This window comes from Faecalibacterium sp. DFI.5.82 (assembly GCF_029076575.1).
Taxonomy (GTDB): domain Bacteria; phylum Bacillota; class Clostridia; order Oscillospirales; family Ruminococcaceae; genus Faecalibacterium; species Faecalibacterium duncaniae.
Genome location: NZ_JARFIS010000721.1, coordinates 1 through 302 on the forward strand (window position 1 = coordinate 1; position 302 = coordinate 302).

Consider the following 302-nt stretch of genomic DNA (forward strand, 5'->3'; position numbering starts at 1 on the left):
TTCAAATCCATTGAAGGAGTCACACCCAGCGATTACCGTAAGCAACATGCCCGAATGCCGGGATGAAATGGCCCCGGAAGGCACTACAGGAAGGAGAACTACTATGGATGTCTGGACGCACGCAGTCGGAAGAATGCCCTATCGGTTTGACCGATTTCCCCGAACGAAAGAACACTGTCTGAATGGAGTCTGGGATATTGCGCTGATTTCCCGTGCTGATGCCGATACACAGACCCCGGAACAGCTTGGGGCGTTGCCAAAGCCCAAAGCAATCTCTGTGCCCGGATGCTGGCAGCTGCAGG

The 302-nt window shown here is 54.3% G+C and carries 1 protein-coding gene; it reads left to right on the plus strand.

Annotated features, from left to right (window positions below; translation table 11 throughout):
• Positions 1-103 precede the first annotated feature (103 nt).
• Positions 104-302 (plus strand): hypothetical protein (locus P0G09_RS18610; protein ID WP_275253412.1); only part of this gene is annotated, 199 nt, incomplete at its 3' end.